This is a genomic window from Bacillus sp. AC266, assembly GCF_979253805.1.
Genome location: NZ_CEEDEC010000047.1, coordinates 1 through 263, shown reverse-complemented (window position 1 = coordinate 263; position 263 = coordinate 1). Strand labels below are relative to the sequence as shown.

1 tRNA gene and 1 rRNA gene are annotated in these 263 nt (G+C 42.2%); both read right to left on the bottom strand.

What is annotated here, in order from left to right:
• Positions 1 to 74: transfer RNA gene (locus AC0IXC_RS29215), tRNA-Ile, on the bottom strand.
• Positions 75 to 205: 131 nt separating this feature from the next.
• A 16S ribosomal RNA gene (locus tag AC0IXC_RS29210) occupies positions 206 to 263 on the bottom strand; the annotation flags it as partial.

Sequence of the window (263 nt, the reverse complement as noted above, 5' to 3'; positions counted from 1 at the left end):
TGGGCCTAAATGGACTCGAACCATCGACCTCACGCTTATCAGGCGTGCGCTCTAACCAGCTGAGCTATAGGCCCATACAAATTGCGGAATTTATTTATATCATATTCCTATTTAAGAGTCAATACTTATATTGAACTCTCAAAACTAAACGAAAACGAAACACGGAAACTTATATTGATGAACAGTGTTCATCAATTCTCCATAGAAAGGAGGTGATCCAGCCGCACCTTCCGATACGGCTACCTTGTTACGACTTCACCCCA